Origin of the sequence: Pseudomonas sp. PS01303 (assembly GCF_029959385.1) — a bacterium.
GTDB lineage: Bacteria > Pseudomonadota > Gammaproteobacteria > Pseudomonadales > Pseudomonadaceae > Aquipseudomonas > Aquipseudomonas rustica.
Genome location: NZ_JASCPK010000024.1, coordinates 18622 through 39286, shown reverse-complemented (window position 1 = coordinate 39286; position 20665 = coordinate 18622). Strand labels below are relative to the sequence as shown.

Annotated in this window: 13 protein-coding genes and 1 other RNA gene; 11 read left to right on the top strand and 3 right to left on the bottom strand. The window is 60.3% G+C overall.

All coding sequences use genetic code 11. The features are described 5' to 3' along the window. Positions 1 to 112: 112 nt before the first annotated feature. Together xdhB and xdhA are read right to left on the bottom strand one after the other, a co-directional pair. On the bottom strand, positions 113 to 2512 hold the full coding sequence (xdhB, locus tag QMX93_RS10180; RefSeq protein WP_282355341.1) for a xanthine dehydrogenase molybdopterin binding subunit: 2400 nt from the start codon (positions 2510 to 2512) through the stop codon (positions 113 to 115). Then, positions 2505 to 3959, bottom strand: a complete 1455-nt coding sequence (xdhA, locus tag QMX93_RS10175; RefSeq protein ID WP_282355338.1) for a xanthine dehydrogenase small subunit — start codon at positions 3957 to 3959, stop codon at positions 2505 to 2507. Before xdhA ends, xdhB begins: the two co-directional genes overlap by 8 nt. 290 nt (positions 3960 to 4249) lie before the next feature. On the opposite strand from xdhA, the gene QMX93_RS10170 reads away from it, so the two are divergent. The 6 genes from QMX93_RS10170 (at position 4250) to ffs (ending at position 13714) form a co-directional block, all read left to right on the top strand. After that, a complete protein-coding gene (locus tag QMX93_RS10170) occupies positions 4250 to 4909 on the top strand; it encodes a GntR family transcriptional regulator (RefSeq protein WP_053118751.1) in 660 nt (219 codons plus the stop codon). 2 nt (positions 4910 to 4911) lie between these two features. Next, positions 4912 to 8400 carry a chromosome segregation protein SMC gene (smc, locus tag QMX93_RS10165; protein WP_282355335.1) on the top strand — a complete coding sequence of 1163 codons (3489 nt, stop codon included), beginning with the start codon at positions 4912 to 4914 and terminating at the stop codon, positions 8398 to 8400. A 259-nt stretch (positions 8401 to 8659) separates the two neighbouring features. Then, positions 8660 to 9523 (top strand): cell division protein ZipA, encoded by an 864-nt coding sequence (gene zipA, locus QMX93_RS10160; RefSeq protein ID WP_053118755.1) that lies wholly within the window; start codon positions 8660 to 8662, stop codon positions 9521 to 9523. 126 nt (positions 9524 to 9649) lie between these two features. Next, complete coding sequence (ligA, locus tag QMX93_RS10155; protein WP_282355332.1) at positions 9650 to 12007, top strand: NAD-dependent DNA ligase LigA; 2358 nt, start codon at positions 9650 to 9652, stop codon at positions 12005 to 12007. 312 nt (positions 12008 to 12319) lie between these two features. After that, complete coding sequence (locus tag QMX93_RS10150; protein ID WP_212544352.1) at positions 12320 to 13483, top strand: putative zinc-binding metallopeptidase; 1164 nt, start codon at positions 12320 to 12322, stop codon at positions 13481 to 13483. A 134-nt stretch (positions 13484 to 13617) separates the two neighbouring features. Continuing rightward, positions 13618 to 13714, top strand: an RNA gene (gene ffs / locus QMX93_RS10145) — signal recognition particle sRNA small type. A 195-nt stretch (positions 13715 to 13909) separates the two neighbouring features. Here ffs and QMX93_RS10140 read toward each other — a convergent pair. Next, positions 13910 to 14659, bottom strand: coding sequence for a transporter substrate-binding domain-containing protein (locus QMX93_RS10140; protein WP_282355328.1), 750 nt, complete (start codon positions 14657 to 14659; stop codon positions 13910 to 13912). 145 nt (positions 14660 to 14804) lie between these two features. On the opposite strand from QMX93_RS10140, the gene dnaX reads away from it, so the two are divergent. The 5 genes from dnaX (at position 14805) to QMX93_RS10115 (ending at position 20581) form a co-directional block, all read left to right on the top strand. Further along, on the top strand, positions 14805 to 16895 hold the full coding sequence (gene dnaX / locus QMX93_RS10135) for a DNA polymerase III subunit gamma/tau (RefSeq protein WP_282355326.1): 2091 nt from the start codon (positions 14805 to 14807) through the stop codon (positions 16893 to 16895). 67 nt (positions 16896 to 16962) lie between these two features. Next, positions 16963 to 17301 carry a YbaB/EbfC family nucleoid-associated protein gene (locus QMX93_RS10130; protein ID WP_053118768.1) on the top strand — a complete coding sequence of 113 codons (339 nt, stop codon included), beginning with the start codon at positions 16963 to 16965 and terminating at the stop codon, positions 17299 to 17301. Between the two features lie 273 nt (positions 17302 to 17574). Then, positions 17575 to 18609, top strand: coding sequence for an NADP-dependent oxidoreductase (locus QMX93_RS10125; protein WP_212550409.1), 1035 nt, complete (start codon positions 17575 to 17577; stop codon positions 18607 to 18609). A gap of 66 nt (positions 18610 to 18675) precedes the next feature. Beyond that, positions 18676 to 19278, top strand: coding sequence for a recombination mediator RecR (recR, locus tag QMX93_RS10120; protein WP_008088815.1), 603 nt, complete (start codon positions 18676 to 18678; stop codon positions 19276 to 19278). A gap of 154 nt (positions 19279 to 19432) precedes the next feature. Then, a complete protein-coding gene (locus QMX93_RS10115) occupies positions 19433 to 20581 on the top strand; it encodes an acyl-CoA dehydrogenase family protein (RefSeq protein WP_282355315.1) in 1149 nt (382 codons plus the stop codon). Positions 20582 to 20665: the final 84 nt, after the last annotated feature.

The following is a 20665-nucleotide window of genomic DNA, read 5'->3' as shown; positions in this document are numbered from 1 at the left end:
CGTTCCCACGCTCTGCGTGGGAATGCATCACTGGACGCTCCGCGTCCGCTGTTCAGGATGCGACGCAGAGCGTCGCGGGGCTGCATTCCCACGCAGAGCGTGGGAACGATCATCAGAGCGGAGCCAACTCGGTTTCAGCTTCGACGGCCTTCACCGCCTTCAACTGCCGCATCTGCTCACAACCCCACAACACCCGCTCCGGCGTCGCCGGCGCATCAATCTGCGGCTGATGCTTGTAATCCCCGAGGCTCGCCACCGCATCCTTGATCGCACACCACGAAGCAATCCCGAGCATGAACGGCGGTTCACCGACAGCCTTGGAATGGAACACCGTGTCTTCCGGGTTCTTGCGGTTTTCCACCAGTTTCACCCGCAGGTCGAGCGGCATGTCCGCCACGGCCGGGATCTTGTAGCTGGCCGGGCCGTTGGTCATCAGCTTGCCTTTGTTGTTCCAGACCAGCTCTTCCATGGTCAGCCAGCCCATGCCCTGAATGAAGCCACCCTCAACCTGACCGATGTCGATGGATGGGTTCAGCGAAGCGCCGACATCGTGAAGAATGTCGGTGCGCAGCATCTTGTATTCGCCGGTCAGGGTGTCGACGATCACTTCGCAGCACGCCGCGCCAAAGGCGAAGTAGTAGAACGGACGACCACGGGCCTGGCTGCGGTCGTAGTAGATTTTCGGGGTCTTGTAGAAGCCGGTGCTCGACAGCGAGACCTGATTGAAATACGCCTGCTGGATCAGCGCTTCAAAGGTCAGGATGTGGTCGCGAACCCGCACATGGCCGTTGTGGAATTCAACGTCTTCTTCAGTGACTTTGAAGTGACGCGCAGCGAATTCGACCAAACGTTTCTTGATGATTTCCGCCGCGTTCTGCGCCGCTTTACCGTTCAGGTCAGCACCGCTGGAGGCGGCGGTCGGCGAGGTGTTCGGCACTTTGTCGGTGTTGGTCGCGGTGATCTGCACGCGATCGATTTCCACCTGGAACACTTCGGCCACGACCTGCGCGACTTTGGTGTTCAGGCCTTGGCCCATTTCTGTGCCGCCATGGTTCAGGTGGATGCTGCCGTCGGTGTAGATGTGGATCAGCGCGCCGGCCTGGTTCAAGAAGCTCGCGGTAAACGAAATACCGAATTTCACCGGGGTCAGCGCCAGGCCTTTTTTCAGGATCGGGCTGTTGGCGTTGTAGCGACGAATCGCTTCGCGGCGCTCGTAGTACTGGCTGCTTTCTTCCAGTTCGGCGGTCATTTCCTCGAGCATGTTGTGCTCGACGGTCTGGTAGTAATGGGTGACGTTGCGCTCGGTCTTGCCGTAGTAGTTGGCCTTGCGCACCGACAGCGGATCGACGTTCAAGTGACGGGCAATCGCGTCCATCACTTCTTCGATCGCGACCATCCCTTGCGGGCCACCGAAACCACGGTAAGCAGTGTTCGACGCGGTGTTGGTCTTGCAGCGATGACCGTTGATGGTCGCGTCGCCGAGGTAGTACGAGTTGTCCGAGTGGAACATCGCACGGTCAACGATCGAGGCGGACAAGTCCGGCGAGCAACCGCAGTTGCCGGCCAGATCCATGTTGATCCCGTGCAGGCGCCCGGTGCTGTCGAAGCCGACGTCGTATTCGACGTAGAACGGGTGACGCTTGCCGGTCATCAGCATGTCTTCAACGCGTGGCAGGCGCATCTTGGTCGGCTGACCGGTGAGGTGCGCAACCACCGCGCACAGGCACGCCGGGCTGGCGGCCTGAGTTTCCTTGCCACCGAAACCACCGCCCATGCGGCGCATGTCGACGACGATTTTGTTCATCGACACGTCGAGCACTTCGGCGACCAGTTTTTGCACTTCGGTCGGGTTCTGCGTCGAGCAGTAGACGATCATGCCGCCGTCTTCGGTCGGCATCACCGATGAGATTTGTGTCTCCAGGTAGAAGTGTTCCTGACCGCCGATGTGCAGCGTGCCTTGGATGCGGTGTTCAGCAGTGGCCAACGCAGAGGCTGAGTCGCCGCGCTGGTGGGTGTGGCTGTCGAGCACGAAGTGGCGTTTGCGCAAGGCTTCGACCACGTCGAGCACAGGTTCGAGGTCTTCGTATTCGATGATCGCGGCCATCGCGGCTTTGCGCGCGGTTTCCAGATCTTTCGCCGCAACGGCGAGCACCGGTTGACCAACGAACTGCACGTCATCGATGGCCAGCAGCGGGTCGCCCGGCATCAACGGGCCGATGTCTTTCAGGCCCGGCACGTCTTCGTGGGTGATGGCGATGCGCACGCCTTCGAAGGCGTAGCACGGCGAGGTATCGATGCTGATGATTTTCGCGTGGGCGCGATCCGACATGCGTGCATACAAGTGCAACTGGTTCGGGAATTCCAGGCGGTCATCGATGTACTGCGCTTCACCGGACACGTGTTTGGCGGCGCTGTCGTGCTTGACGCTGCGGCCGACACCGGAGGTCAGATCCTTGGCGAACAATTCAGCCAGTTCAGCTTGAGTTTTCTCTACGCCGTGATGGTTAGACATAAGCGGTCACCCGAGTCTCGATGTGCGGTGTTTGCAGTTCGATGAAGTATTTACGCAGCAGGTTCTGCGCGCTGAGCAGGCGATATTCCTTGCTGGCGCGGAAGTCCGAGAGCGGCGTGAAATCTTCCGCCAGCGCGGCGCAGGCCCGTTCGACCACAGCGTTGTTGAACGGCGCACCGATCAGCGCAGCTTCACAGTTGGCGGCGCGTTTCGGGATCGCGGCCATGCCGCCGAACGCCATACGCGCATCGGTGATCACGCCGTTTTCCACGCGCAGGTTGAAGGCGGCGCAGACGGCGGAGATGTCATCGTCCAGACGCTTGGAGACTTTGTAGGCGCGGAACAACTGCTCAGCCGTGGCGCGCGGCACGATGATCTTCTCGATGAACTCACTTTCCTGACGGGCAGTGACTTTGTAATCGATGAAGTAATCGTCGAGGTTCAGGGTGCGACGGGTTTCGCCTTTGCACAGCACAACCTGCGCGCCGAGAGCGATCAGCAGCGGTGGCGAGTCACCGATCGGCGAGGCGTTGCCGATGTTGCCGCCGAGGGTGCCCTGGTTGCGGATTTGCAGGGAAGCGAAGCGGTGCAGCAGTTCGCCGAAGTCCGGGTACTCGGCGTTCAGCGCTTCGTAGCAGTCGGAGAGGGCAGTGGCGGCGCCGATTTCGATGCGATCATCGAAGGTTTCGATGCGCTTCATTTCCGCGACGTTGCCGACGTAGATCATCACCGGCAGGGTGCGGTGGAACTGGGTGACTTCCAGCGCCAGATCGGTACCGCCAGCGAGCAGCCGTGCTTGTGGATAAGCGTCATAAAGGTCGGCCAGATCGGCGACAGTCAGCGGTACCAGGCAGCGCTTGTCGCCACTGTTCAGTTCGCCGATATCGGTCGGAGCGATGGCTTTGAGGCGCGCGATGGTCTCCGCTTCGCGGGCATCGAACTGATCCGGTTGCTTGCCGCAGCAGGATTGCTCGGCAGCCGCCAGAATCGGCCGGTAGCCAGTGCAACGGCAGAGGTTGCCGGCCAGTGCTTCGTGGGCTTTGGCGTGATCGGGTGCATCGCTGTTCTTTTGCAGGGCGAACAGCGACATGACGAAGCCGGGAGTGCAGAAACCGCACTGCGAGCCGTGGCACTCGACCATGGCTTTCTGCACGCTGTGCAGTTCACCTTTGTGCTTGAGGTCTTCGACGCTGATCAATTGTTTGCCGTGCAGCGACGAGACAAAGGTCAGGCACGAGTTGAGGCTGCGATAGCGAATGTGTTCGCGGCCATCGTCATCCGTTTGCAACTCGCCGACCACTACGGTGCAGGCGCCGCAGTCACCGCTGGCGCAACCTTCTTTAGTGCCGGATTTACCAACGTGTTCACGCAGGTAGTTGAGCACGGTCAGATTCGGGTCCAGGGCGTGCTCGCTACGGAGTTCCTGGTTAAGTAAAAACTGGATCACGGAAGGCCTCGCAGACTCATTATTGTTGTTAACCGACTTGAGCCGAATTTAGCAGGTCTGACTTTTCGGTCAATGGTTTTCTGACTTAAAGGTCAGGAAAATCCATTTCGTCGATCAACAACGTGTCTATTCAGTATTGACCTTCATTGGTCAGCCTGGTTTTTTGTTTGGTTTTCTGAAGAAAACTGCGGGAATCGTGCCAAAAACCGCTGAGTGGGCACTCCGCCATGAGCCCGCATTTGCGCTACACTGCGCCGCTTGTGCAGATCGATAGAGTTTGAAGGACAACCATGACGTTCAAGGCGCCGGACAGCCTCGCCGAGCAAATCGCTCACCACCTCGCCGAACGCATCATTCGTGGCGAAATGAAGCCGGGAGAGCGCATCCAGGAACAAAAGGTCACGCTGGCCCTCAATGTCAGTCGCGGCTCCGTTCGTGAAGCCTTGCTGATCCTTGAACGCCGTCACCTGATCGCGATCCTGCCGCGCCGTGGTGCGCACGTCACCGAAATGACGCCGCATAAGGTGCAGAGCCTGTGCACGCTGATGAGCGAGCTGTACATCCTGCTCGGCAACTCGGTGGCCAATGGCTGGCAAGTCCAGTCGGACATGGCGCCGTTCGTGCAGATCCAGCAGCGCCTGACCGCCAGCTACGAGCGTCAGGACATCCGCAGCTTCGTCGACGACAGCTTCAGCGTGATGCGCGCCGCCTATCCATTTGCCAACAATCCTTACCTGCAAGAAACGGTCGAGAACCTGCAGCCGGCGATGAGCCGCGCCTACTTCCTCGCCCTCGAACAGCGCAAGGCGGAAATGAGCGAGTTCCTCGAACTGTTCGAACGCTTGCTGGCCGCCGTGCTTGCCCGTGATTTGCCGCAGATCCGCATCGTGCTCACGGCTTACGGCCAGCGCAGCTGCGATCTGGTGGTTGCTGCCTTGACGGGCGCTTAAGCGTGCGGCTCAAGTGCATCAAACTCGCGGGATTCAAATCCTTCGTCGACCCGACCACGGTGAACTTCCCCAGTAACATGGCGGCGGTCGTCGGGCCGAACGGTTGCGGCAAGTCGAACATCATCGACGCCGTCCGCTGGGTGATGGGCGAAAGTTCGGCGAAGAACCTGCGTGGCGAGTCGATGACCGACGTCATCTTCAACGGCTCGACCAGCCGCAAGCCGGTGAGTCAGGCCAGTATCGAGCTGGTTTTCGACAACTCCGACGGCACGCTGCTGGGCGAATACGCGGCCTACGCGGAAATTTCCATTCGCCGCAAAGTCACCCGCGACAGCCAGACCACCTATTACCTCAACGGCACCAAATGCCGTCGTCGCGACATCACCGATATCTTCCTCGGCACCGGCCTCGGCCCGCGCAGCTACTCGATCATCGAGCAGGGGATGATCTCCAAGCTGATCGAATCCAAGCCCGAAGACCTGCGTAACTTTATTGAAGAAGCCGCGGGCATCTCGAAATATAAAGAGCGCCGTCGCGAGACCGAAAACCGCATCCGCCGCACCCACGAAAACCTCGCGCGTCTGACTGACTTGCGCGATGAGCTCGAGCGTCAACTCGAACGCCTGCACCGTCAGGCCGAAGCGGCGAAGAAGTACCAAGAATTCAAAGCCGAGGAGCGTCAGCTCAAGGCGCAACTGTCGGCCCTGCGCTGGCAGGATCTGAATGATCAGGTCGGTCAGCGCGAGTCGATTATCGGCACCCAGGAAATCAGTTTCGAAGCCTTGGTCGCTGAGCAGCGAAATGCTGACGCGGCCATCGAACGCTTGCGCGACGGTCACCATGATCTGTCCGAGCGCTTCAATCTGGTGCAAGGGCGCTTCTATTCGGTCGGCGGTGACATCGCCCGGGTCGAACAGAGCATCCAGCACGGCCAGCAACGTCTGCGGCAGTTGCAGGACGATCTGAAAGAAGCCGAGCGCGCCCGCCTTGAAACCGAATCGCATCTGGGCCACGACCGCACGCTGCTGCTGACCCTCGGCGAAGAGCTGAACATGCTCACCCCCGAGCAGGAAGTCACCAGCGCGGCCGCCGAAGAAGCCGCCGCTGCGCTGGAAGATTCCGAAAGCGTCATGCACGGCTGGCAGGAGCAGTGGGACGCTTTCAACCTGACAGCAGCCGAACCGCGCCGTCAGGCTGAGGTGCAGCAGTCGCGCATCCAGCAGCTGGAAACCAGCATGGAGCGCCTCGCCGATCGGCAAAAGCGTCTCGGCGAAGAGCGCGCGTTGCTCTCGGCCGACCCGGAAGACGCGGCGATCATGGAGCTCAACGAGCAGCTCGCCGAGTCCGAAGCGACCCTCGAAGATTTGCAGACCAGCGAAGAAGCGCAGGTCGAAAAACTCGAACAACTGCGTCAGGAATTGCAGCAAGCGCTGACCGCGCAGCAACAGGCACAGGGCGATTTGCAGCGCCTCAACGGTCGCCTCGCATCCCTCGAAGCGTTGCAGCAAGCCGCGCTCGATCCGGGCACCGGCACTGCTGAGTGGCTGAAGGAGCACAACCTCGCCGAGCGTCCGCGCCTGGCTGAAGGTTTGAAGGTCGAGGCCGGTTGGGAATTGGCGGTGGAAACCGTGCTCGGCGCCGATCTGCAAGCGGTGCTGGTCGACGACTTCAGTGGCTTCGATTTGTCCGGTTTTACTCAGGGCGATTTGCGCCTGCTCAGCCCGGCCAGCGATGGCGTGCGAGTGGCGGGCAGCTTGCTGGATAAAGTCGATGCGCAGATCGATCTGTCGCCGTGGCTCGGTCAGGTCAAACCGGTCGACAGCCTCGAGCAGGCGTTGGCTTTACGCGGGCAGTTGAGTGCTGGCGAGAGCTTGATCAGCCGCGACGGTTACTGGGTCGGTCGACACTTTTTACGCGTACGACGTGCCAGCGAAGCGGAAAGCGGCATGCTCGCCCGTGGTCAGGAAATCGAAGCGCTGCACCTCGAACGCGAAGAGAAAGAAGCCACCGTCGAGGCCATGGAAACCCGTCTGCAAACCCTGCGCGCGCAACAGCGTCAGCAGGAAAACGGTCGCGAACATTTGCGTCGTTTGCTGCAAGACGAAGCGCGCCAGCAAGGCGAACTGAAAGCTCAGTTGTCCGCCGGCAAAGCCAAGGCCGAACAGCTGACTCTGCGTCGCACCCGTCTCGATGAAGAGTTGATCGAACTTGGCGAACAACGCGAGCTTGAGCACGAACAAGTCGGCGAAGCGCGCATGCACTTGCAGGAAGCGCTGGATGCCATGGCGCTGGACACCGAGCAGCGCGAGTTGCTGCTGGCCCAGCGTGACAGCCTGCGCGAACGCCTTGATCGTGTGCGTCAGGAAGCGCGGCAGCATAAGGATCATGCGCATCAATTGGCCGTGCGTCTCGGCTCGTTGCGCGCGCAGCATGACTCCACGCGTCAGGCGCTCGAGCGTCTGGAAATGCAGTCCGAGCGCCTGACTGAAAAACGCGAACAGTTGAGTCTGAACCTGGAGGAGGGCGAGGCGCCGCTGGAAGAACTGCGCCTGAAACTCGAAGAGCTGCTCGACAAGCGCATGACCGTCGACGAAGAACTCAAGACCGCGCAGATCGCCCTGGAAGACGCTGACCGCGAATTGCGCGACGCGGAAAAACGCCGGACTCAGGCTGAACAACAATCGCAATTGATTCGCGGCCAACTCGAACAGCAGCGCATGGAATGGCAAGCCCTGACCGTGCGCCGCAAGGCCTTGCAGGATCAATTGCTCGAAGACGGCTACGATCTCAACGGCGTGCTCGCGACATTAACCGCGCAAGCCAGTGAACGCGAAGCCGAAGAAGAACTCGAACGCATCAATGCGCGGATTCAACGCCTGGGCGCGATCAACCTCGCGGCCATCGACGAATACACGCAGCAGTCCGAACGTAAACGTTATCTGGATGCGCAGGACGCTGATCTGGTCGAAGCACTGGAGACGCTGGAAAACGTTATCCGCAAGATCGACAAGGAAACCCGTAACCGCTTCAAAGATACCTTTGATCAGATCAATGGCGGTTTACAGGCGCTTTTCCCAAAAGTTTTCGGTGGCGGGCGCGCGTATTTGGAACTGACGGGCGAAGATCTACTCGATACAGGGGTAACGATCATGGCGCAGCCGCCAGGGAAGAAGAACAGCACCATCCATTTGCTCTCCGGCGGGGAAAAAGCCCTGACCGCATTGGCACTGGTTTTTGCGATCTTCAAGTTGAACCCGGCGCCGTTCTGCATGCTCGATGAGGTTGACGCGCCGCTGGATGACGCTAACGTTGGACGCTACGCACGCTTGGTCAAAGAGATGTCGCAGACCGTGCAGTTCATCTATATCACCCACAACAAAATCGCCATGGAAATGGCCGAGCAGTTGATGGGTGTAACGATGCATGAACCGGGTTGTTCGCGACTGGTGGCCGTGGATGTCGAGGAGGCAATGGCGATGGTGGACGCCTGAGCCCGCACGCTGTCGGAAAGGTATTAGAGGGTTGTAGGACTTTTTTACCGACTTCGACTTGCTGGCCAATCGACATATTCGTGCAAGCCAATGAGACAGACGGTGTAAAGTTGCCTTTGGTCGTGCTAGTTTAATGTCAAATTTTCGTATACGTGGGCAAAACGCCTGTCAGAACATAGAGTTGGCGCCACGTTTTAAAGCGGTTTGCACAGTGTAAACCCCTTATTTTTCAGCATTTTTTATAGAGGCACGGGATTACATGGAAATCGGTCTGCGCGAGTGGCTGATCGTCATCGGCATCATAGTGATAGCCGGTATTCTTTTCGATGGCTGGCGCCGTATGCGCGGCGGCAAGGGAAAACTGAAGTTCCGTCTTGACCGAAGTCTGTCCAACCTGCCGGACGAGGACACCAGCGCTGAGCTGTTGGGCCCGGCCCGCGTGCTGGACACGCATAAAGAACCGCAGCTGGACGAACACGATTTGCCGTCGGTGAGCATGCCGGCCCGCGAAGCACGCGAGCCTCGCGATTCCGGCAATAAACGTGGCAAGCGTGGCAGCAAAGGTTCGGCGCAGGGTGACTTGAACCTCGATCTGGATCTGGATGACGGCCCGAGCTTCAGCAGCCGTGACGATGATTTCGCCGACGACAGCAAGCCTGCCCCGGCCGTGGTCGAAAAAGATCAGCCGCAAGCTGAAGAAGTTTTGGTGATCAGCGTGATCTGCCGCGACGCCGCCGGCTTCAAAGGCCCGGCGCTGTTGCAGAACATTCTGGAAAGCGGTCTGCGTTTTGGCGAGATGGATATTTTCCACCGTCACGAAAGCATGGCCGGCAACGGTGAAGTGCTGTTCTCGATGGCCAACGCGGTCAAACCGGGCATTTTTGATCTGGACGACATCGACCATTTCAGCACCCCGGCGGTGAGCTTCTTCCTCGGCCTGCCAGGCCCGCGTCATCCGAAGCAAGCCTTCGACGTGATGGTTGCCGCAGCCCGCAAGCTTTCGCAGGAACTCAACGGCGAGCTGAAAGATGACCAGCGCAGCGTGCTGACTGCACAGACGATCGAGCACTACCGTCAGCGCATCGTCGAATTCGAACGCCGCGCATTGACCCAGAAGCGCTAAGACCTGTAGGCGCAGAGCTTGCTCGCGAAGCGATCTCAAGGACGCCATCGCGAGCAAGCTTTGCTCCTACAATGATTAAAAGATTGAGCAGCCTCGGCTGCTCTTTTGCTTTATGAGAGAACACCCATGACCGCCGCCAAACACCGCATTCTCGAGCTGCGCGCTGAACTCGATCAGCACAACTACCGTTACCACGTCCTCGACGAGCCGAGTATTCCGGATGCAGAGTACGACCGGTTGTTCCACGAGCTCAAGGCACTGGAAGCCGCCAATCCGGAACTGATCACCAGCGACTCGCCGACCCAGCGCGTCGGCAGCGTGGCGCTCACCGCGTTCACTCAGGTGCGTCACGAAGTGCCGATGCTCAGCCTCGGCAACGCCTTCGAAGAAAGCGACATGCGCGAGTTCGATCGTCGCGTCACCGAAGGTCTGGATATCCCTGCCGGCGATCTGTTCGGCGGCGGCGCGGCGGTGGAATACAGCTGCGAGCCGAAACTCGATGGCCTGGCGGTCAGCCTGCTCTATCAGGACGGCGTGCTGGTGCGCGGCGCCACACGCGGCGACGGCACCACAGGGGAAGACATTAGCGTCAACGTGCGCACCGTGCGCAACATTCCGCTGAAGCTGCACGGCGAAGGCTGGCCGGCGACGCTGGAAGTGCGCGGTGAAGTGTTCATGTCCAAGGCCGGTTTCGAGCGCCTCAACGCCTCGCAACTGGAAGTCGGCGGCAAGACTTTCGCCAACCCGCGTAATGCCGCCGCCGGCAGCTTGCGTCAGCTCGATTCAAAGATCACCGCCAACCGTCCGCTGGAATTCTGCTGCTACGGCATCGGCCAGGTCTCCCACGACATTTCCGACACCCACATCGGCAACCTCAAGCAATTGCAGAAGTGGGGCATGCCGATCAGCCATGAGCTGAAACTGGCAAAAGGCATCGACGAATGCCTGGATTACTACCGCGACATCGGCGCACGCCGTAACGCGCTGACCTATGAAATCGACGGCGTGGTGTTCAAGGTCAACAGCATTGCCGATCAGCGCGAACTCGGCTTCCGCGCCCGCGAACCGCGTTGGGCGATCGCGCATAAATTCCCGGCGATGGAAGAACTCACCGAACTGCTCGACGTGGAATTTCAGGTCGGTCGTACCGGAGCAGTCACTCCGGTCGCGCGTCTGAAACCGGTCAAAGTGGCTGGCGTCACGGTGGCTAACGCCACATTGCACAACATGGACGAAGTCGCGCGACTGGGCCTGATGATCGGCGACACCGTGATCATCCGCCGTGCCGGTGATGTGATTCCGCAAGTGGTGCAAGTGGTGCTTGAGCGTCGTCCGGACAACGCCCGCTCAGTGGCGATTCCCGAGAGCTGCCCGGTGTGCGGCTCGCACGTCGAGCGCACACAGCTGATCAAGCGCAGCAAGGGCAAGGAAACCGTCAGCGAAGGCGCTGTGTATCGCTGCGTGGGTCGACTGGCCTGTGGCGCGCAACTGAAGCAGGCGATCATTCACTTCGTCTCGCGCCGGGCGATGGACATCGAAGGCTTGGGCGATAAGAGCGTCGAGCAATTGGTCGATGAAGGTCTGGTCAGTTCGCCGGCCGATCTGTATGCGCTGAAGTTCGACGACATCGTCGATCTCGAAGGTTTTGCCGAGGTCTCCAGTAACAAGCTGTTGGCGGCCATCGAAGACAGCAAGCAGCCGGGGCTGGCGCGCTTCATCTATGCGCTGGGTATTCCCGATGTCGGCGAGGAGACCGCCAAGGTGCTGGCGCGCTCCCTGGGTTCGCTGGAGCGCGTGCAGCAGGCGTTGCCGCAAGTGCTGACGTACCTGCCGGATGTCGGTCTGGAAGTGGCGCACGAGATTCACAGCTTCTTTGAAGATGCGCATAACCAGCAGGTGATCACCGAATTGCTGGGGCATGGTTTGCAGATTCAGGATCAGGGCGAACTGGGCGCAGAGTTTGCGGCCAGTACTACGCTCGGCGGTTTCCTCGACAAGCTGCACATTCCTTCGGTCGGCCCGGGTGGCGCGCAGAAACTGGCGGACAAGTTTGGTTCGCTGGAAGCGGTGATGAACGCTGACTGGCTGGACATGCGTCAGGCGTTGCCGGAGAAACAGGCGAATTCGGTGCGCGAGTTTTTTGCGGTTGCGGAGAATCGGCAACTGGCTGAGGCGTCCGAAAAACAGCTGCGTGATTTCGGCATGCACTGGCAGAGCGAGAAGAAAGTCGTCGAAGGCTTGCCGTTGTCCGGCGAGACCTGGGTGCTGACGGGTAAGGTCGAGTTGATGAGCCGGGATGTGGCTAAAGATCACCTCGAAAGCCTGGGGGCGAAGGTTGCTGGTTCGGTCTCGGCGAAAACTCATTGCGTTGTTGCAGGCCCCGGTGCCGGATCGAAACTGACCAAAGCCAATGAGCTGGGCGTAAAAGTGATGGACGAAGAAACCTTTATCGCCTTCCTCAAAACCCATGGCCTCCAGGTCTGACACAAAACCCTGTGGCGAGGGGATTTATCCCCGTTCGGCGACGCAGTCGTCGCAAAACCATACGGCTCGGTACATCTGATTTACCGCGTCGTATGGATTTGGGGTCGCTTCGCAACCCATCGGGGATAAATCCCCTCGCCACAATGGTGCTATCTCTTTGATCGTTCCCACGCTCCCGCGTGGGAATGCCGCCCCGGACGCTCCGCGTCCGCTGTGACGCAGAGCGTCACTGGATGCATTCCCACGCAGAGCGTGGGAACGATCATCGCGCCAGAATGATCTAGTCTCTGCAAGCCCCAGGGAGAGATCGCCATGCACCGTTTTTTCGAGCAACTCAGTTCTCGCATCATCGCGCCGTTCATGGGCGAATCTTCGCGCAACAGCAAAGTCTGGCCGTGCCGCTGCGGCCAGTCGTTGTTCTTTCGTAACAGCCAGTGCCTGGCCTGCAATGCCTTGCTCGGTTATCAGCCGGAAGAAAGCCGCATCACCTCCCTGTCGCCCGGTGTGGAGAACGGCACCTGGACGCTGGATGCTGATCCCGACGCAGGCCTGTTTCGCCGCTGCGCCAACCTCGACACGCCCGCCGCGTGCAACTGGCTGCTGCCGGCCAACGTCGACGATGCCTTGTGCGTCGCCTGTAGCCTCAATCGCACCATCCCCGACCTGTCCGACCCGGAAAATCCCGAGCGCTGGCGCAAGGTCGAAATCGCCAAGCGCCGCCTCGTCGCGCAACTGATCACCCTCGGCTTGCAGGTCATCCCGAAAACCGTGGATGAAGACAGCGGCCTCGCTTTCGATTTCATCGGCGTCGACCTCGAAGGCAATGCGCCGATGACCGGCCACGCCAACGGCCTGATCACCCTCGACATCAAAGAAGCCGACGACGCCCACCGCGAGCGGGTGAGGGCGCAGATGCACGAACCGTATCGCACGCTGCTCGGGCATTTTCGTCACGAGGTCGGGCATTACTATTGGGATCGGCTGATCGCCAACGGCCCGTGGCTCGATTCATTCCGTAACCTGTTCGGCGACGAGCGCGCCAGTTACGCCGAGGCACTCGATCGTCATTACCAACAAGGCGCGCCCCTCGACTGGCCGCAGCACTACGTCAGCGCGTACGCGACCATGCACCCGTGGGAAGACTGGGCGGAAACCTGGGCGCATTACCTGCACATGATGGACGCGGTGGACACGGCGCTGGGTTTTGGCATGAGCGCGCGGGAAATGGATTTCGATTACCAGCCGTTTCCGAGCAGCACGCTGTACGACCCGCAACATCCCGGTGGCGAGGCGTTCCTGGCGTTTGTTAATGCGTGGATCGAGTTGGCCGGCATGCTCAATGAATTGTCACGCAGCATGGGTCAGCCGGATTTTTACCCGTTCGTGCTGCCGGCGGCTGCGATTGCCAAGCTGCACTTCATTCATCTGGTGATCCAGCAGGCGGGCGGCAAAGCGGACGAGGTACTGGCCCTGTAGGAGCTGCCGCAGGCTGCGATCTTTATGTCCTTGACCTTGTTCATATTTTTAATCTGAAACCAACGGTTGTAACTTCGTCTCAGATAGGTACAATGGCGCGGCTCGCCGACAGGCAAGCGTCGTTATGGTGACCCCATCGGTCCCCCCGCAACGATTACCCGTGAACCTGGTCAGAGCCGGAAGGCAGCAGCCACAGCGGGAACATTGTGTGCCGGGGTGTGGCTGGTGGGGTCGCCACCTTAACGAACAATCGAACGCTTCAACCAGAACTGCATGGGTTTCACCCACTGCGGTTTTTTTGTGTCTGCGATTAAGCGGTTCACACAGATCCCTTGTAGGAATGAGCCTGCTCGCGATGGCGTCCTGTCTGCTATAAATGTGTTGGCTGATACACCGCCATCGCGAGCAGGCTCACTCCTACAGGGGTTAGCGATCGCTCTCAGGGTGGCCGGTGTAAAGCCGGATAATTTCATCAATCTCCCCCGACATTTTCATCCGCAACAACGTGCGCAAGATCCGCTGCACCGGCACCTTCGGGTCATTTCTCACATAACAACCGACCTTCTGCTCTTGCAACACCGCCACCGCTTGCAATTGCTGCTCCGGCGTCAGGCGCTGATTGAACCAGTCCAGCGTCCACTGATTGCTCACCGCATAGCGATAACGTCCGGCCAGCAACTTCTCCAATACCTGCTCCTGATTGCGCGCATCTTCGCGATGCAAGCGATCGGTATCGAACAGCGGTTGCAGGGTCGGGTAGATGTAGCCAAGCACAGTGCCGATGGATTGGCGGGGCAGGGTGGCAGGGTTAATGCTGACGGGCTGATCCTTGCGACTGACCAACAGATCACGCTGAAACAGCAGCGGCAGACTCCAGATGTAATCTCCCGACTGATTCGGCAGCCACGACTGTGCGGCATAGCAGCGAACATCAATCTCGCCGTGCTCCATGGCGCTCTGCACCCGGGCGCGCGGCAGCACGTGAAACTCGGCCGGCGCGCCGACCTGGGTGGCGAGGCTGAGCATGATGTCGTAGAGGATGCCCTGAGTCGGGCGGCCGCGTTCGTATTGCACCATCGGCATCGCCCAACTGTCGGGCATGGCAAAGCGCAGCGGTGGCTCTGCGGCCGCCACGCTCAGGCTGAATCCCAGCAGTGCCCCCACGGCCCAACGCATAAACGCTCCGGTAATTCCCTGTCCTGAGCCGATAAAAGCCTCTGCTGATGGAGCTTAGCCACATTAGACGAGGACATCGGATGCAATTTTGCCCTTGCTCCGCTAGCATTAGCCGCTTCTGCTTCCTTCGCTGCGACGGTTTTCGATGAGTTATCAGGTTCTTGCACGTAAATGGCGTCCGCGCTCGTTCCGCGAAATGGTCGGCCAGACCCATGTGCTCAAAGCTCTGATCAATGCCTTGGACAGCCAGCGGCTGCACCACGCGTACCTGTTTACCGGGACGCGCGGGGTGGGTAAAACCACGATTGCGCGGATCATTGCCAAGTGCCTGAACTGTGAGACAGGTATCACTTCCAGCCCGTGCGGCGAGTGCTCGGTGTGCCGTGAAATCGACGAGGGCCGTTTCGTCGACCTGATCGAGATCGACGCCGCGAGCCGCACCAAGGTCGAAGACACCCGCGAACTGCTCGACAACGTGCAGTACGCCCCAAGCCGTGGGCGCTTCAAGGTCTACCTGATCGACGAAGTGCACATGCTTTCCAGCCATTCCTTCAATGCGCTGCTGAAAACCCTTGAAGAGCCGCCGCCCTACGTCAAGTTCATCCTCGCGACCACTGACCCGCAGAAACTTCCGGCAACGATTTTGTCGCGCTGCCTGCAGTTCTCGCTGAAGAACATGACGCCGGAGCGCGTGGTCGAGCATTTGACCCACGTGCTGACCGCCGAAAGCGTGCCGTTCGAAGACGACGCGCTGTGGCTGCTCGGTCGCGCCGCTGACGGTTCGATGCGTGACGCCATGAGCCTGACCGATCAGGCGATTGCTTTCGGTGAAGGCAAGGTGCTCGCCACCGACGTGCGGGCGATGCTCGGCACGCTGGATCACGGTCAGGTCTTTGACGTTCTGCATTCGTTGATTGAAGGCGATGCCAAGGCTCTGCTTGAAGCGGTGCGCCACCTGGCCGAGCAGGGCCCGGACTGGAACGGCGTGCTCTCGGAAATTCTCAACGTGCTGCACCGCGTCGCTATCGCTCAAGCGCTGCCGGAAGGCGTCGACAACGGCCATGGCGATCGCGATCGCGTGTTGGCGCTGGCGCAAGCCTTGCCGGCCGAAGACGTGCAGTTCTATTACCAGATGGGCCTGATCGGCCGCCGCGATTTGCCGCTGGCGCCGGATCCGCGCGGCGGTTTCGAAATGGTGCTGCTGCGAATGCTGGCCTTCCGGCCGGCTGATACGGCGGACGCCCCGAGGCAACCGCTAAAGCCAGTGGGGATCAGCCAGGCCACAGTTGATTCCGCAAATTCAGTGGCTGCCGCGCCTAAACCTGCGCCGGTGGTTGCTGTGGCTGTTGCCCCGACGCCGGCTCCTGTAACAGCACGTGCGCCGGCTCCAGAGCCTGCGCCGGTTGCTCCAGTTGCCGAGCCAGAGCCAGAGCCAACACCCGTCGTCGCCGAAGCCGTTGTCGATCTGCCGTGGAACGATCCGGTAGAAGCCGAGGCCGAGCCAGAACCCGAGCCGGCTCAGCAACCTGCCGTCGAGCCCATGCTGGAAACCGCCGCCGAGCAACCCGAGTTGCCGCCGATGCCGTTGCCGACCCCGGACAGCGTCGTCCCTGACGCACCAGAATGGGCCGCCGCGCCGATTCCAGAGCCGTCAGTCGCCGACGTCGATGCCGCTACCCCGGGCACCGACATGGATGACGAGCCGCCGCTGGACGAGGATTACATCGAGCCGGACATGGACTCGGCGTACAGCTACCTTGACGAACTGGCCAGCGAACACGCCGCCGACCCGGAGCCGGAACCCGAGCCTGAGCCTGCAGCGGCGCCGGCCACCGGTCTGGCCTTGCAATGGCTGGAGCTGTTCCCGAAACTGCCGATCTCCGGCATGACCGGCAGCATCGCCGCCAACTGCACCTTGATCGCGGTTGATGGCGATCATTGGCTGATGCACCTCGATCCGGCGCACAGTGCGCTGTTCAACGCCACGCAGCAGCGACGTCTGAACGATGCGTTGAACCAGTTCCACGGCCGTACGCTGACGCTGACCATCGAGCTGATCAAACCAGAGCAGGAGACCCCGGCTCAGGCCGCCTCCCGTCGCCGGGCCAACCGTCAGCGCGAAGCGGAGGAGTCGATTCATGGCGATCCGTTCATCCAGCAGATGGTTCAGCAGTTTGGCGCGGTGGTGCGACACGATACTATTGAACCTGTCGACGCCTTGGTCGCCCAAGGCTAATAACTGAAGGTGCCCGGCCTCCATGGCCGGGCGCTGTTTTGATCCAAGTACTTTTGAGGTGATTCCCATGATGAAAGGTGGCATGGCCGGCCTGATGAAGCAGGCGCAGCAGATGCAGGAAAAAATGGCCAAGATGCAGGAAGAACTGGCCAACGCCGAAGTCACCGGTAAGGCCGGCGGCGATATGGTCACCGTGGTGATGACCGGTCGTCACGACCTCAAGCGCGTCAGCATCGACCCTACCCTGCTGCCGGGTCTGGACGAAGACGACCGTGAAGTGATCGAAGACCTGGTCGCCGCCGCCGTCAACGACGCCGTGCGCAAGATCGAAGCCAGCAGCCAGGAAAAAATGGGCGGCATGACCGCCGGCATGAACCTGCCTGCGGGTATGAAACTGCCATTCTGATTCGCCAACCGGCGGCAGATGAGCTACACAAAATGCCAGGCATTGCGCCTGGCATTTTTGTTTCTGCCTGATCGTTCCCACGCTCTGCGTGGGAATGCAGCCCGGGACGCTCCGCGTCCCAATTCCAGAGCCGAACGCAGAGCGTCCGTTGAGACATTCCCACGCGGAGCATGGGAACGATCATGTCGTGCAGTGCGAAACATCGAACGCGCAAATGCCTCAACGGTCTGCTCCCTATACCCGCTGAATTCATCATTCACAGGAGACGCTGACATGTCCGACCCTCTTACCCTCAATCAACGCTTCGTCCTTGCCTCGCGTCCGGTTGGCGCGCCGACCCCGGAAAACTTCCGCCTCGAACGCGAAGCGCTGCCCGATCTGCAGGACGGCCAGATACTGCTGAAAACCCTCTACCTGTCCCTCGACCCCTACATGCGCGGTCGCATGAGTGACGCACCGTCCTACGCCGCGCCCGTCGAAATCGGCGAAGTGATGACCGGTGGCGCTGTCAGTCGCGTCGAAGACTCGCGTCATCCGAAGTTTCATAAGGGTGATCTGGTGGTCGGTGCCACAGGCTGGCAAAGCCACAGCATCAGCGATGGCCGCAACATCATCCCGATCCCGTCCGGGTTGCCGAGCCCGTCGATGGCCCTCGGTGTGCTGGGCATGCCCGGCATGACCGCGTACATGGGCCTGATGGACATCGGTCAACCGAAAGAAGGCGAGACCCTCGTCGTCGCTGCCGCGTCCGGTGCTGTCGGTTCGGTGGTCGGCCAAGTGGCGAAGATCAAAGGCCTGCGCGCGGTCGGTGTCGCCGGTGGTGCCGAGAAGTGCAAATACGTGGTCGAGGAATTGGGCTTCGACGCCTGCATCGATCACAAGGCTGACGACTTCGCCGAGCAACTGGCCAAGGCGTGCCCGAATGGCATCGACATCTATTACGAAAACGTCGGCGGCCACGTATTCGACGCGGTCGTGCCGTTGCTCAACCCCAAAGCACGCATCCCGCTGTGCGGCCTGATCGCCGGTTACAACGCCTCTGAAGCCCCGAAAGGCCCGGATCGTCTGCCGATGCTGCAGCGTACGTTGCTGACCAAACGCGTACGCATTCAGGGCTTCATCGTCTTTGATGATTACGGCGATCGTCAGCCGGAATTCATCAGCGCGATGGTGCCGTGGGTGCGCGACGGCAAGGTGAAATTCCGCGAGGACGTGGTCGATGGCCTGGAGCAGGCGCCGGAAGCGTTTATCGGTCTGCTGGAGGGACGTAACTTCGGCAAACTGGTGGTGCGGGTCGCCCAGGACTGAGTATTTGACGCTGGCCAGAGGCGCGGGTATAAACCGCGTCTCGTTGTTTTGTCGGACTTTTTACCCATGAGCTTCAGCCCTTTGATTCGCCAACTGATCGACGCCCTGCGCACCTTGCCCGGCGTGGGTCAGAAAACCGCCCAGCGCATGGCGTTGCAGATGCTCGAGCGTGATCGCAGCGGCGGTCTGCGTCTGGCTCAGGCCCTCAGCCAAGCCATGGAAGGGGTCGGTCACTGCCGCCAATGCCGCACGCTGACCGAAGACGATCTGTGCCCGCAATGCGCCGACACCCGCCGCGACGACACGTTGCTGTGCGTGGTCGAAGGGCCGATGGATGTCTACGCCGTCGAGCAAACTGGCTTCCGTGGCCGCTATTTTGTGCTCAAGGGGCATTTGTCGCCGCTGGACGGTCTCGGGCCTGAGGCGATCGGTATTCCGCAACTGATGGCGCGGATTGAAGAGGCGGGGACGTTTGCTGAAGTGATCCTCGCGACCAATCCTACGGTTGAGGGTGAAGCCACGGCGCATTACATCGCGCAGTTGTTGCAGAACAAAGGCCTGATCGCTTCGCGAATTGCCCACGGCGTGCCGCTGGGTGGTGAGTTGGAGTTGGTGGACGGCGGCACGCTGGCGCATTCGTTTGCCGGGCGGAAACCGATTTCCCTCTGATAAAAATCAAAAGATCGCAGCCTGCGGCAGCTCCTACAGGGAAACGCATTCCAATGTAGGAGCTGCCGCAGGCTGCGATCTTTTGATCTTCTGTATCTTGTAAACCAAGCAAGCGCTCGGTTAAGTTCGGCGAACCCTTCCGTGGAGCTCGCCCATGCCTGCCTTTCAGGAATACTTCGACCCAAGCCATCAATTAGTCCGCGACAGCGTCAGAAGTTTCGTCGAACGCGAGATCCTGCCGGACGTTGACCAGTGGGAAGAAGCCGAAAGCTTCCCCCGTGAGCTGTACCTGAAGGCTGGTGCCGCCGGCATCCTCGGCATCGGCTACCCGGAAGCGCTCGGTGGTAGCCATGAAGGCGATCTGTTCGCCAAGGTCGCCGCCAGTGAGGAATTGATGCGCTGCGGCTCTGGTGGCCTGGTAGCGGGGCTCGGCTCGCTCGATATCGGTCTGCCACCGATCGTCAAATGGGCGCGCCCTGAAGTGCGAGATCGCGTCGTGCCGCAAGTGCTCAGCGGCGAAAAGATTAGCGCGCTGGCGGTCACCGAGCCCGGTGGCGGCTCTGACGTCGCCAACCTGCAAACCCGCGCCGTGCGTGACGGCGACGTCTATCGGGTCAGCGGCAGCAAAACCTTTATAACCAGTGGCGTGCGCGCGGATTTCTACACCGTCGCGGTACGCACTGGTGCGCCGGGCTTCGGTGGTATCAGCCTGTTGATGATCGAGAAGGGCACGCCCGGTTTCACCGTGGGTCGTCAGTTGAAGAAAATGGGCTGGTGGGCGTCGGACACGGCTGAATTGTTCTTCGACGATTGCCGGGTGCCTGTAGGAAATCTGATCGGCGCCGAGAACATGGGCTTCGCCTGCATCATGGGCAATTTTCAGAGCGAGCGCCTTGCCTTGGCGCTGATGGCCAACATGACCGCGCAACTGGCGCTGGAAGAGAGTCTGAAATGGGCGCGCGAGCGTGAAGCGTTCGGCAAACCGATCGGCAAGTTTCAGGTGATCAAACATCGCTTGGCTGAGATGGCTACGGCACTCGAGGTGTCGCGCGAATTCACCTACCGGCAAGCGGCGAAAATGGCGGCGGGGCAGAGTGTGATCAAGGAGATTTCCATGGCGAAGAACTTTGCCACGGACACCTCGGATCGGATTACCACGGAGGCGGTGCAGATTCTTGGTGGGCTTGGGTATATGCGCGAGAGTCTGGTGGAGCGGCTGTATCGGGATAACCGCATCTTGTCGATTGGCGGCGGGACGCGGGAAGTGATGAACGAGATCATCAGCAAACAGATGGGGCTTTAAAGTCAAAAGATCGCAGCCTTCGGCAGCTCCTACAGGGAAACGCACATCCCAATGTAGGAGCTGCCGAAGGCTGCGATCTTTTGC